We start from the raw sequence: 11929 nt of genomic DNA, 5'->3' as shown, positions 1-11929 counted from the left end.
ACTCGAACGTTCTGAAAGGTGCAGATAGAAAAAAGCCGCGATCAACGGAGCGCGGCGTCGGATTTCATGCGAATGACATTGGCGGCGCTGGCGGCTCCATCCCGCCAGAAAGACAGTTCCGCGTACTTCTCGAACAGGTCCGGCGGCAGGATGGTGCGCCGCGACTCCAGCGCCACCCGGGCCTTGACCTTGTGCAGGCCCGCCAGCCCCAGGGCCTGGTCGAATTCGGGGGCGTCGTAGGCCAGGCCGTCGAAGTCGTGCTCGTACCAGGGCTCGCCGATAAAGTCATAGACCAGGCGCATCACCCGCTCGGGGGCCTGGCTCAGCAGGTCGTAGTCGACGATCAGCAGTGAATCGGCGTTTTCGCCGTAGTAGGCCTCTTTCAAGGCCGTCCAGGCATACCCCACCAGCCGGTTGTGCTGGGCCAGGGTTTCGCAGCGGCTGTAGACCGAGTTGCGCTCGGCCGCATCGCCCCACAGCTTGGTGTTTTCGAAGGGGTTGGCCCGGTACAGCCGCTCCAGGCTGTCCATGATCCAGGCGACATTGCGCACGCAGGCGATGGTCTTGGCCTTGGGAAACAGGTCCTTCAGGGCCGGCTGGCGCGCGCACCACTGGCGGTTGGTGTCGAAGATGACGGGTTTGTCGGCCTGGTCGGCGTAATAGGAATCGAACAGCCCGCGCAGCAAGCGACGGCGCATGTCGATGTCGATGACCGCACCGAATTCGCTGCCAGCACTGCATTGTTCGAGGACGCCATTGAACAGCGCACCGACCGGACTGGTCATGCCGGCGTGAAAGCGCGGGTTCTGCAGCAGGATGGCCGACAGCAGGGTAGACCCTGAGCGCGGCAAACCGGAGATAAAGTGGAACTGCGGCAATTCCTTCACCCTAACTACAAGTCCATTTGTAGGACAAATCCTAGCTCAATGTCAGAAAGCTGCTAGTGGTGTTTTGATATCAATTAGAAGCAAAACCACAAAAAATATGTGCTTTTAAAACAGCAACCGCTCTACGACTGAAAGTGAATCGATTAGGCCGGCAACCGCCCCGAATCGCCCGTTCATCACAAGTCCAGGCTGCAGCAGCACGTTTCTCCGGGCGCCCCTCCCAAAGACCCTATCCGGCAGGCTTTGCAGCCTGGGCGCACGCGGCTGCCAACCGCGCGTCCGCGCGGGGCTCGCCGCACATCAGCAGCAGCCGCGCCTTGACGTTACCCGCGGTGAATTCGGCGCTTTGCCGCCAATGGGCCGGCAACGGGGCGAACTCGTCGGGCTGGTCGGCCGTGCTGATCAGCCACACGCGGCCAGTGCCCACCGGCAGCGCCGACAAACGATCGACGTACAGGGTATCGGCCTGCTCCTCGACCAGGGTGCCGAACCCATAGGCATTCGGCCGGGTCGAGACGCCCGCCGACGTGGGCGGGGTGTAGAGCAGCGGCTGGGCATCGGTGCGGTTGTAGTAGACGTAGCTCAGGTACCACAGCAGGTCGCTGGTGACGATCCGGTCGCCGGCCACATAACGCTGGTTCACGTAGTCGACCGTCACGCTGATCTGGTCGTTGACGTCCACGGTGGCGTTGTTGTTCAGACCGACGGCCTCGGCCCCACCGAACAGCAGCAGGATGGCCAGCCCCAGGCCACGACCCCTGACCCGGGCATCGGCCAGCAGCCGATCGATCGCGATCGCGAAAATCAGCGGCAGGCCCAGGGCATAGGCCGTCAGGTAACGCTCGATGAACACTGGCGAAACGAACGACACCGCGAACACCAGCAACAGCGGCAGCGTGCTGTAGATCACCAGCAGCCAGTGCAGGCGCCAGGGCGAGCGGTCGCGCCAGGCGACCAGGGCGACCACGCCCAGCACCAACAGCGGCAGGCCGGCGAACACCAGCCAGGAGCGGGCTTCGCCGTCGTCCTGGGTCAGCAATTGCCAGATCATCGAAGGCAATGAGACCAGGTCCACCGCCGGCTCCCAGCCGACGTCGCCATTGGCCTTCAACTGGTCGACATGCTGGACCAGGTCCACCAGCCCCGGCAGCCAGGGGGCGAACAGCAGGACGATGGCCACGTTGGCCAGCCACCAGCCCGGGCGCTCGATCAGCCGGCTCTGCGGTGTGGCTTGCTGGCGCAGCAGCAACAGGTACAGCCAGTGGGCCAGCACACAGAGCGCGGTGAAATAGTGGGTGTAGAACGCCACCCCCATCAGCAGTGCGTAATACACCAGGTAGCGCTGGCGCTGCGGTTGCCTGACCCAATACACCAGGGCAATGGTGGCGCCGAGCAGCCACACCCCCAGCAGCGCATACATGCGCACTTCCTGGCTGTAACGCACGGCGGTGGGCAGCAGGGCCAGCAGGTAGCCGGCCAGGATCGCCGCGCGGCGGTTGGCGACCTGGGCCACCAGCCACACCCCCAACCCGACACAGACGATCCCCGGCAAGGCGCTGAAACTGCGGATGGCCAGAATGCCGTCGCCAAAGGCCTCGATCCAGCCGTGCAGGAGCATGAAATACAGCGGCGGATGCACATCATGGGCGGCATGCACCCAGATATCGCTCAAGGCATAGCGGCTCAACAGCAGGCTGGAGCCTTCGTCGCCCCAGATGGCGGCCGCGGTCAGGTCATAGAAGCGCGTGGCCGCCGCCACCAGCAGGATCGGCAGCAGGCAGTAGGTACGGAACACATCGAGCAGGCGCCGCCCCTCCCTCGCCAGCCGCTCGGCCATGGGCGGCCGGGCCGTGCGAAGCAATTGCGGTTCTCTACGAAACTCCATGACTCCCCCCTGCGCCCACGTTTCACCACCACAGCATCGCTGTTTGTCCGGCCATCTACAAAGCACCCATCACCCCAGGCGACTGGCGGAAGAGCGTCTACGCTAACCCTTGCTGTCAACGAGCCAGCCTGAAGTCGGGCCCCCAGGGGCCAAGCTCTCAGGCCAGACGCCAGGACCGGCTCAGGGAGTACCGCTGATCAACCTGAAGGATAAAAAACTATGGAAGTGTTCATGGGCACCATTCAAGCTTTTTCCTTTAATTTCCCGCCTAGCGGCTGGGCCTCCTGTTATGGCCAGACCCTGGGCATCTCGCAGTACCAGGCGCTGTTCTCCTTGCTGGGGACCTACTACGGCGGCAACGGCACCAGCAACTTCCAGCTGCCGAACCTGCAAGGGCGGCTGCCGATCGGCCAAGGTAACGGGCTCGGCCTGACGCCGCGGGTGATCGGCGAGGTGTCCGGTACCGAAAGCATCACGGCCACCCTCAACAACCTGCCGACCCACACCCACACCATGGCCGGTCTCAACGCCGCCACCACGCTGCAGTTGGCCAACCCCGCCAGCAACCCGCTCAGCACGCCGACGGCCGCCAACTCCTTCCTCGGTACCTCCGGCGGCGGGCCGGGCACCGCGACCATCTATTCCGACAGCCAGGGCACCACGCCGGTGCCCCTCAAGGGCGTCAACACCACGATCACCGGCACCATCTCGCCCACCGGTAACGGCTTGCCGATGGCGGTGATGAACCCGTTCCTGGTGATCAACTTCAGCGTGGCCCTGAACGGCCTGTTCCCATCGCGCAATTGACGTTCGTGCCGGGGGCAAGTGCCCCCGGCCCTTTTTCCGGCCAGGAGTCACGCCATGCTGCATTTGCTGCAAAGCGAGCATTTCCAGCCTTTGCTGGGGCAAACCTGCAACCTGCTGCTAGCGGACGGCAGCGTCTTGCCGGTCCATGTCGAATCCATCAAGGACACCCCCCAGGCCCGTATGCCGAACAGCCCGCGCATGCCCTTCAGTGTCGAGCTGAACAGCCTGGAGCCGACCGAGTTCGTCGACGGCCTGTGCGACCTGGAACTACCCGGGTTCGGCCGTCTGCAGGACATGTTCGTGTCACGGGTGCCCGCCCTGGGCCGCGATCCGACGCTGGGTTATTTCTTTATCGCCTTCAACTGATACGAGGGTGCCTGCGACAACACCGCAGGCACAGCCCCTTGCCGAACGACCCCGCTTACGTGCGCTGGCCTGGGTACCACACCAGCCGCTCGGCCGCCGGGTTGGCTTCCTCGACCTGAAACCCCAGCGCCAGGTAATGCCGGCGCGCATGGGGGTTGCTGGCCCAGACCACCGTCGCCACCGGGCAGCGCACCTGTTCGGCGGCTTTCTGCACGCCCCGCAGCACGGTGCGCCCATAGCCGCGGCCGCGGGCGGCGGGAATGAACGCCAGGTACAACACGCGGATTTCATTAGGGCCGAAATCGGTGGTCAAGGCGCCGATGGCGCTGCCGAGTTTCTCGATCACGTAGTGCATGGCGTCGGGGAAGTTCTCCCCCGCCCCGCGCTCCTGGATCTGGAACTGCTGGGCGATCACTTGCTCGACCTGCTCCTGCTCGCCGTCGATCCATTGCAGATCGCTGCGCGCCGAGCGGTAGAGGCTTTGCAGGAATGGCCCGTCGGTGGGCCGCGACGGGCGTACCACCAGGCCGTCGGACATGGCTGAATCGTTCTGCAGCATTGGCGCTCTCCCTGAAAAATCCCTGTTCTCAGAACCCGCTTTCCCTCACCCCCAGCGCCGCCAGGCGCCGCCAGGCCGTGCCCAGCAACGACTCGCCCCGCCCCTGCAACACCACCACGCCACGTAGCGGCTGGGCGGGGGTGGCACTGTCGTCGAGCACCTTGAGCCGGGCGCCGTATTGCGCCTGCACCGGCTCGGCGCGGTGGTTCTCATCGCGGCGCACGGCAATCGGCCCATGGTGATCGGAGGTCAGCGCCTCCTGATCGATATAGGCCACGCCGTTGGTATCGACTTCGGTCAACTGCACCTCGAGCGCCGGGTGCATCGGGTCGTCGGCGATGAAGCGCCCCGTGGCGCCCGGCGCGACGCGCCACAAATCGGCCTCGGCGAGAAAACCGCGCAAGCGCGCGCCCGGCTCGACCACCCGGGCCAGGGGGTCCTTGGGCGATATCCAGCGGCCCACCTCCAGTTGCGGCAGCAGGTCGCGCAGTTGGCCAGCCTCGGGAGCCCGCAGCAGCAGGCGCTCGCGTTGCGCCGACAGACCGCGGAACTCGGCCACCGCCTCGGCCAACTGCTGCTCGACAATCCCGGCGTCGGCCGCGGTTTCGCTGCGGCTGGCCCGACGGCGCATCTGCAACTGCTGAATCTCGATTTCCCGCCGGACGATGGCTTGGCGCGAAGCCAGGTCCGGGGACTCCAGCTCGATCAGCACCTGGCCCTTGTCCACCGCCTGGCCGTCGCTGACATTGACCAGCCTGACCCGGGCCGCCACCGGCGCATGCAAGGCACTGGCGCGTCCGGCCTCGAGCATCACCGGTAGTTCCACCGCGCTGCGCCAGGGCACCGCCACCAACAGCAGTGCCGCCAACAGTCCCAGACCGCTGAGCAACACCCGCGGCGTATGCGCCTGCTCGCGGCGCGTCCACCATTCGCGCCACTCGCGCACGATAGGCAGGAAGATGAACCACGCCAGCTCCACCAGCATCAGGAAGATACCCAGCAGTTTGAAAAACAGGTGGTACACCGCCAGCGCGATCCCGAAAAACAACACCGCGCGCCACAGCCAGGAACCATACCCCCACCACAACAGGCGCCGCCGCATGGCTGGCGACCAGGGTTCCGGCGCCGGCTGCCGGTAGCCGAACAGCGCCTCGCGCAGGCGCCAGCGACACAGGGCGAAGGCCCGGCCCTGGAGGTTGTCCACCTCCCAGAAATCGCTGAGCAGAAAATAGCCGTCAAAGCGCATGAACGGGTTCAGGTTGACCGCCAGGGTGGTGAGCCAGGTGGCGCTGGCCAGCATGAACGCCGCCGTGCGCGCCGGCCCGTCCGGCAGCAGCGACCAGGCCAGCAGGGCGATGCACGCCAGCAGCAGTTCGGCCAGTACCCCGCCGGCACCGATCAGCAAGCGCGCGCGGCGGTCGTTGACCCGCCAGGCATCGCTGACGTCGGTGTAGAACATCGGCAGCAGCACCATGAACGCCACTCCCATGCTCTGCACCCGGCAGCCGGCGCGCTTGGCCATGAAGGCATGGCCGAACTCATGGCACAGCTTGGCGAAGAACAGTGCCACGCCGAACGCCAGGGCGCCGCCGAGGCTGAACAGGTGGGGAAAGGTCGCCAGAAAGCGTTGCCAGTCCCGCGATACCAGGAACACGCCCAAGCCCAGGGTCAGCGGCAGGCCGTAACGCAGCAGCCCCGGGCCAACCCGGGCCAGCCACGGCCAGGCGCGGTTGAGAAAGGCGTCCGGGCGCCACAGCGGGATGCGGAAAAACAGGTACTGGTGCAGCAGGATCTGCCAGAGGCTCTGGTGCTGCGCGGCGGCCTTGAGGGCATAGCTGGCGCGCTGCTGCGGGTCGAGGGCGGTGATCAGGTCGTGGCTGCGCAAAAATACCAGCAACTCGTCCAGCTCCACGCCGCCCAGGGGCAGCCCCGGCTCCCGGTTGGCGGCGCGCAGCACCTGCTCGGCGTCCCCCAGGGACCAGTGCCTGAGCAGGCGCATCGCCGCCGCGCCGAGCTTGAAGTAGCGGCCGCGCACCGGGTCGGCCAGGGTCCAGCGCGGCGAACCGTCCAGCGCCGGCGCCGCCGGCGACAGTTGCAGGTCCGCGCGCAGGCCCGGCAGGTTCATTACAGGCCCACGCTCTGCCGCAGGCCGGCCAGGGGCCGCCGCAGCAGGTACAGCGCCAGCGGCGCGCGTTCACCAAAGACCTTCGCCGTGCCGCGCAGGCCGATGCGCGGCGGCGCGTCGCGAAAACGCGCGTCGAGGCGGTAAGCCAGTTGCCCGCTCGGCGTGGGCTGCGCCTCGTAGGCGGCGCGTTCGAGGCTGGCCAGATGGCGTTGCAGCGGGTCGCTGTCGAGAAACAGCGCCACCTGCGCCCCGGGCTCCAGGGCGATGGCGTCGCCCACGGCCAGTTCGATGCGCAGTTCGGCCTGGTTGGGGTCGGCGATTTCCATCAGCCGCTCGCCGGTCTGCACCGGTTTGCCGGTCCAGCGCTCGGCGTCGGCGAACACCGCGATGCCATCGCGTTCGGCCCGCACTTCGCTGCGTTTGAGCAGCTCGCGGGCGTAATCCCGCTCGGCGCGCTTCTGCTCGACCCGCGCCGCCAGCAGATCGATCTTCGAGCTGGACTCGGCATCGGCGAAGGCCCGCTGGGAATTGGCCTTCAGTTCCGCCTCGGCCACGCCCAGCGCCCGGGCGGCGACATCGGCCTGGGCATTGAGGGTGGTGTTTTCGAATCGCAGCAGCAGGTCGCCGGCCTTCACCGTCTGGTTGGGCTTGACCAGGAACTCGGCGATCACCCCATCCAGCGGCGCCGCCACCACCCGCCCGCCCAGGGGCACCACTTCGGCCGGCGCCAGCACCGATTGCCGCACCGGGACCAGCAGCCCCAGCAACACCACCGCCAGCAGCGCCAACTGGCGCTTGCGAGTCCAGCGCAAGCGCCACGGCTGGCGCGGTTGCAGCGCCAGCCAGGCGTGGCTGTAGGTGTCGCCCAGTTGCGCCAGCAGCACTTGTTCCGAAGGGTTCCACGGGGTATCGCGGGCCAGCCACAGGCCACCGAAGACCGCGCCCTGCCGATCGAGCAGCGGCAGCCAGAACACCTGGGCCGCCGACAGGCTCTGCCAGTCGGCCCGCACCGCGGCGCTCAGTTGCTCGGCCGCGATGGCCCGCGCCTGCTGTACCAGCTCAAGCTTGAACAGTTGGGCCACGGCCTGCTCGACGAAGGCCACGAACGGCGCGTTCGGGTCGAGCGCGCTGACGCCGGTCACCGCACGGACCTTGCCGGCGATCACCAACGCCGCGTGGCGAAAGCCGAACAGCGCCTGGCTGTCGTTGACCAGGCTGTAGGCCAGTTGCTCGACCGTGCGCGCGGCGCGGGTCTGGCGCTCCAGGTCGAGGAACCGGGCGAAGACCTGCTCGGCGGCACCCGCTGCCGGTGCGTTCATTTGAGCTCCGCGAACCGCGCCGTGCCGCTCATGCCCGACAACAGGCCGTCGGCATTCGGCACCGCCGCCACCAGCAGCAAGGTCTGGCTGCCCTCGTCGATCCGCGCGCCCAGGCGCTTGACCGTGGCGGTCAGCGGCTGGCCGGTCTCGTCCGGGACGAAGCTGAAGGTCTGCCCGGCCTTGAGCCGGCCCATCCAGCTCGACGGCACCAGCAGGTGGATCTCCAGGGAACGGTTGTCGACGATTTCCAGGAGCGGCGAACCGGCGGTCACGCTTTCGTAGCGCTGGACCTTGCGTGCCACCACCTGGCCGTCGAATGGTGCGATCACACTGCAACGCTTGACCTGCACCTGATAGACCTGGGATTGCGCCTGGGTCTCGGAGACCTTGGCCGTGGCCCGCGCCACTTCGAAGCGGCCGACGGAATTGAGCGCCGCCAGTTGCCGGTTGTGCGCCAGCTCTTCACTGGCGCCACGGCTGGCGGCCTGGGCGGCATTGAGCTGGGCCTGATAGGCCGAGCAATCGAAACGGGCCAGAACGTCGCCCTTCTTGAACGACTCGCCCTCACTGAAAGGCAGCTCGACGATGCGCCCGGACAGCTCGCCGGCCAATACCGCCTGGTCCTTGGCCCGCAGCACGCCGCGCGCTTCGCTGCCGGTCGCCGCGGCGGCCCCGGCGCTGCTGTCATTGAGCAGTGGATCGTCTGGTGCAGGTGTTTGCGCCTGGGCCACAGCGGCCAGGCAGGTCAATCCGAATGCCAATCCATGAAAACGCCGCATAACCGTTACTCCCTGACGGATGGGCGGAGTCTAAGACAGCAAGCGCAAGCGTCAAGCAAATGGCCACTATCTTTATCGATCCCGATTAGACGCCCAGCGCTCCGCCTGGCAGCCTGGATGCCTTGTCCTGCACGGCCTGCATCGGGGTCGTGTGGGTATTTTAGATGGCGTCGAGCAGCTTCTGTATGATTCGCACCACACTCGGGCCACCGGCTCCCGCGGTTTCGGATTAAGGACAATTCATGCGTATCGGTCTTTTGTCGTCTTTGACACTGGCGCTCGGCGCCCTTCTCAGCAACCAGGCCCAGGCCAGCTCCGACGATTCCTGTTACCCCAACTGGACCCTGGTCAAGGACAACCTCGACACCTGCAGCAGCCTGCCGTTTCTCAACCCGGGCAACGACAGCCGGGTGAACCTGCGCCTGTTGCTGGCCGACAGCGGCGCCCTGTCCGTGGTGCCGAAAGTACTGAACGCCGACGACCAGGCCGAAGGTTACGGGCCGGTGCCGTTTCCGGTGTGGCACCTGGCACCGCCGTCCAGCGACGAGCCGACGCAGGCCACGGATGACACTGACCTCAATGGTCGCCTGGAGTCCTTGCAGGTGGTACGCGAAACGCCGAAAGCGGCTGGCGATGCCTTTCTGTCCGGCGAAGGCAGCCGTTGCCGCAGCAACTCTGACGCCAGCGCCCAGGCGTTCATCGACCAGCTGATCGCCGCCGACCTGCCGGATGGCGAACGCCAGGCCCTGGCGCAAAGCCGGGTCAACCTGCTCGCCGCCTGCGACTGGGACAGCACGCAACTGAGCAGCCTGCTGCCCGCCACTGTGCAGAGCCCGCTGGGCAAGGGTTTCGCCACTTATCTACAGGCCGCCGGCGACTTCTACAGCGGCCGCTTCAGCGAGGCCGACACCGGGTTCACCCGCCTCAAGGACAGCCCGAACGCCTGGCTCAAAGAAACCGCGCTGTACATGAATGCCCGCAGCGCCCTCAACAATGCGCAGCAGAATGCCTTCGACGAATACGGCATGCCCGAACTCGAGCATGTGGATAAGTCGCTGCTGCAACAGGCCGAAACCGGCTTCGACGCCTACCTGCAAACTTATCCACAGGGTGCCTACGCCGCTTCGGCCAAGGGCCTGCTGCGCCGGGTGCACTGGCTGGCGGGCAACGCCGACAAGCTGGCCGCCGACTACGCCTGGCAGATGACCCAGGCCAAGGACGACCAGCGCAACCTGTCGCTGGACGAGCTGGTGGAAGAAGTCGACAACAAACTGCTGATGGTCAACCGCAGTCCGCTCGGCACACCCCTGCTGCTGGCGGTCAACGACCTGATGTGGATGCGTGGGCAACCCGAGCCTCTGTTGACCCGCGAGGCCTTGCTGCAGCAAAAAGCGGCATTCGCCGCGCAACCGGCGCTGTACGACTACCTGCAGGCCGCCTTCGCCTTCTACGTCGAGCACAACCCGGATGCCGCGCTGAAACTGCTGCCCGCCGAGCTGCCGGCCAGCCTCGACTACCTCGCCTTCAGCCAGCAGACCCTGCGCGGCCTGGCCCTGGAAGCGAAAAACGATGGCCCTGGCGCACAGGCCCTGTGGCTGCAACTGCTGCCCCTGGCCAAGCAACCGCTGCAACGGGAACAGCTGGAGCTGGCCCTGGCGATGAACTACGAACGCAACGGGCAACTGGCCAAGGTGTTCGCCGCCGACTCGCCGATCAAAACCCCACAGGTACGCTTCATCCTGCTGCGCCATGTGGCGGGCGCCGAGCTGCTGCGCCAACAGATCGGCCAGGCCGCCGACCCGCTGGAGCGCAATACCGCGCAATTCGTGCTGCTCTACAAGGACCTGATGCGCAGCCAATACGCCGCCTTCGCCAACGACCTCAAGCAACTGCCCGCCAGCGTGTCGGAAGACAAGCTCGGCTACAGCCTGGGCTATGTCTACAGCAACGGCCTGTCGCTCCAGCTGTTCCAATGGAACGGCGCCAATGCCGACTCCGGCTACGTCTGCCCGAGCATCGTGGAAACCGCGGCGACGCTGGAAAAGGATGGAAAACACCCGCAAGGCCTGAACTGCTTCGGCGAATTCATCCGACGCAACGGCCTGGACGGCATGCCCCTGGACAATCAGCCCGACAAGCAGTCCCTGGGCGGCACGGAGCCGGCCTTCAAGGGCCAACTGTTCTCCCGCCTCGAGGGTTACAAGCAGGTGATCGCCAACACCAAGGCACCGCGCAACGACCGCGCCTATGCCCTGTACCGCGCGATCAATTGCTATGCACCGTCGGGCAACAACAATTGTGGTGGCGAGGAAGTGGAGCCGGCGGTGCGCAAGGCCTGGTTCCGCCAGCTGAAAGGCAGCCTCGCCGACACCCAGTGGGGCAAGTCGCTGCAGTACTACTGGTAAGCATGGCCGGCTTCTGGCGATGCCTGCTGCCGGTCTGGCTGTTGCTGACCGGCAGTGCCCAGGCCGCGGTCGATGCCCGCGACCACCAGAGCTTCTGGCTGTGGAGCGGGGTCGCCCCGCAGCCGGTGCTGAACCAGGCCAAGACCCTGTACATCCTGCAAGGGCAGATCAGCCGCTCACGGCGCGACCCGAGCGGCAAGGTGCATTTCATCGCCCAGGGCATGGCCATCCCGCGCCTGAGCCAGGGCGAGGTCTGGGTGGTCTATCGCGCCCACACCCTGCACTGGCCGGAAGCGGTCTACCGCCAACTGCTCGGCCAGGTGCAGCGCTGGCAGCAGGCCGGCAACCCGGTGGTCGGCATCCAGCTCGACTTCGACGCCCGCACCCGCTACCTCGACGAATACGCCAGCTTCCTGCGCGACCTGCGCCAGCGCCTGCCGGCACACTATCGCCTGAGCATCACCGGCCTGATGGACTGGAGCAGCAACGCCAACCCCGAGGCCATCGCCGGCCTCAAGGGCGTGGTCGACGAAGTGGTGGTGCAGACCTACCAGGGCCGCCACAGCATCGCCAACTACGCCGCCTACCTGCCCCGCCTCGACCGCATGGGCCTGCCGTACAAAGTGGGCTTGATCCAGGGCGGCGAATGGCAAGAGCCGGACTACCTGAAAGACAGCCCGTGGTTCAGGGGGTATGTGGTGTTTTTGCAGAATCCACCGCAGGCGGAAGCTGCCGCAACACGCCCTAATAGATCCATTCCCGCCGATCCTTGACCCTCTGGCGCCAGGCAGGCAAAA

General features: G+C 66.4%; 10 protein-coding genes. 4 read left to right on the top strand and 6 right to left on the bottom strand.

Going from position 1 to position 11929, the window contains the following annotated elements; translation table 11 throughout:
* Positions 1-41: 41 nt before the first annotated feature.
* Both ACQKQA_RS03910 and ACQKQA_RS03905 read right to left on the bottom strand, forming a co-directional pair.
* Entirely contained in the window at positions 42-887 is an 846-nt protein-coding gene (locus ACQKQA_RS03910; protein ID WP_427553735.1) for a sulfotransferase family protein, read from the bottom strand.
* A gap of 229 nt (positions 888-1116) precedes the next feature.
* Positions 1117-2772: a glycosyltransferase family 39 protein gene (locus tag ACQKQA_RS03905; RefSeq protein WP_427553733.1), complete on the bottom strand. Its 1656-nt coding sequence runs from the start codon at positions 2770-2772 to the stop codon at positions 1117-1119.
* A 219-nt stretch (positions 2773-2991) separates the two neighbouring features.
* Here ACQKQA_RS03905 and ACQKQA_RS03900 point away from each other — a divergent pair, with 219 nt between their 5' ends.
* Positions 2992-3579 carry a phage tail protein gene (locus ACQKQA_RS03900; protein ID WP_427553731.1) on the top strand — a complete coding sequence of 196 codons (588 nt, stop codon included), beginning with the start codon at positions 2992-2994 and terminating at the stop codon, positions 3577-3579.
* A 54-nt stretch (positions 3580-3633) separates the two neighbouring features.
* Positions 3634-3945, top strand: a complete 312-nt coding sequence (locus ACQKQA_RS03895; RefSeq protein WP_427553729.1) for a DUF6916 family protein — start codon at positions 3634-3636, stop codon at positions 3943-3945.
* 55 nt (positions 3946-4000) lie between these two features.
* On the opposite strand, the gene ACQKQA_RS03890 is transcribed toward ACQKQA_RS03895, so the two are convergent.
* From ACQKQA_RS03890 to ACQKQA_RS03875, 4 genes are read right to left on the bottom strand one after another with little or no spacing between them, the layout of a single operon-like run.
* The gene (locus ACQKQA_RS03890) at positions 4001-4504 is read right to left on the bottom strand and encodes a GNAT family N-acetyltransferase (RefSeq protein WP_427553727.1); all 504 of its coding nucleotides are present in this window, start codon (positions 4502-4504) and stop codon (positions 4001-4003) included.
* 28 nt (positions 4505-4532) lie between these two features.
* Positions 4533-6629: a biotin/lipoyl-binding protein gene (locus tag ACQKQA_RS03885; RefSeq protein ID WP_427553725.1), complete on the bottom strand. Its 2097-nt coding sequence runs from the start codon at positions 6627-6629 to the stop codon at positions 4533-4535.
* Complete coding sequence (locus ACQKQA_RS03880) at positions 6629-7948, bottom strand: efflux RND transporter periplasmic adaptor subunit (RefSeq protein WP_427553723.1); 1320 nt, start codon at positions 7946-7948, stop codon at positions 6629-6631. The genes ACQKQA_RS03885 and ACQKQA_RS03880 overlap by 1 nt, the downstream gene beginning before the upstream one ends.
* Positions 7945-8727: an efflux RND transporter periplasmic adaptor subunit gene (locus ACQKQA_RS03875; RefSeq protein ID WP_427553721.1), complete on the bottom strand. Its 783-nt coding sequence runs from the start codon at positions 8725-8727 to the stop codon at positions 7945-7947. Before ACQKQA_RS03875 ends, ACQKQA_RS03880 begins: the two co-directional genes overlap by 4 nt.
* A gap of 242 nt (positions 8728-8969) precedes the next feature.
* Here ACQKQA_RS03875 and ACQKQA_RS03870 point away from each other — a divergent pair, with 242 nt between their 5' ends.
* Together ACQKQA_RS03870 and ACQKQA_RS03865 are read left to right on the top strand one after the other, a co-directional pair.
* Positions 8970-11132, top strand: a complete 2163-nt coding sequence (locus ACQKQA_RS03870) for an outer membrane assembly lipoprotein YfiO (RefSeq protein ID WP_427553719.1) — start codon at positions 8970-8972, stop codon at positions 11130-11132.
* A 2-nt stretch (positions 11133-11134) separates the two neighbouring features.
* Entirely contained in the window at positions 11135-11905 is a 771-nt protein-coding gene (locus ACQKQA_RS03865; protein WP_427553717.1) for a DUF3142 domain-containing protein, read from the top strand.
* Positions 11906-11929 lie beyond the last annotated feature (24 nt).

Source organism: Pseudomonas sp. NPDC089530, assembly GCF_050280705.1.
In the GTDB taxonomy this organism is placed as follows: Bacteria; Pseudomonadota; Gammaproteobacteria; order Pseudomonadales; family Pseudomonadaceae; genus Aquipseudomonas.
Note: the sequence above shows the minus strand (reverse complement) of the source record. Positions and strands in the feature narration are given on the sequence as shown.